The following is a 788-nucleotide window of genomic DNA, read 5'->3' as shown; positions in this document are numbered from 1 at the left end:
ATGAAGAGACCGGTCAACTCGTTGATCCCACCAGTGGTGTTGTTACCAGCAAGTGAAGAGTGGAGGAAGGGAGCTCCGCCGCCTGTGGACGGAAGAACAAATCCTGCCGAGAAAGTTACACTCCAATCTCCCAATGGGGCCGCGAAAACTGATGCATCTCCATCAGTCTCCCCCTCTTGAGAGATGAGATTACCGTTCTCAGTCCAAGCGTAAGCACTTTGAGTTGAGATCGCGAATGAGCTACCAGCAACGGCAACCGAGGCAAAGATAGCGAGAATAGATTTAGTTATAGTTTTCATTTAGGCTTTCGAGTTAAAGGATGAAAGTGCGTTCGATAACACCATTCAGCAAACGACATGCCATCTCCCTCTAAAACAACCTTTCACAGTAGAAATACTTTTCCTATCTCATTCTTATTAAGAACCTTATGAATTTCATAAAAAAATAAATCCACCAAACATTCGCTAAAGAGATTTAGTAAAGATTTTCTTAAGAAGAGTAGGCCTGCCAAGCCCTATCAAGCATAAACACCTAATAAACAGCAACTTACATAATAATTCCAATCCTGTAAGATTTGCCGACAAACCATGGAGGTCTTACATTACACCTCTACAATATAAAAAAGCCGTACAGCTTCAGCTGTACGGCCTGGAATTTCAGTTCTTTTCTAGGATCAACTATCGCTGAAAGCGGCGAGCGATTCCAACGAGACCGAGAAGGCCGAATCCGAGAAGAGCGACGGTAGAACCAGTGTCTGGAACCTTGACGTCGGTATCGTGGCTACCGCC

Annotated in this window: 1 protein-coding gene; it reads right to left on the bottom strand. The window is 44.5% G+C overall.

The genetic code is table 11. The features are described 5' to 3' along the window. Positions 1-299, bottom strand: a 299-nt coding sequence (locus QEH54_RS22785) for a hypothetical protein (RefSeq protein ID WP_309021036.1), incomplete at its 3' end; no start/stop codon positions are given. Between the last annotated feature and the right edge of the window lie 489 nt (positions 300-788).

It is taken from the genome of Pelagicoccus sp. SDUM812003, assembly GCF_031127815.1.
Lineage (GTDB): Bacteria > Verrucomicrobiota > Verrucomicrobiia > Opitutales > Opitutaceae > Pelagicoccus.
The sequence above is the reverse complement of the archived record's forward strand: the minus strand, read 5'-3'. Positions and strand labels throughout refer to the sequence as shown.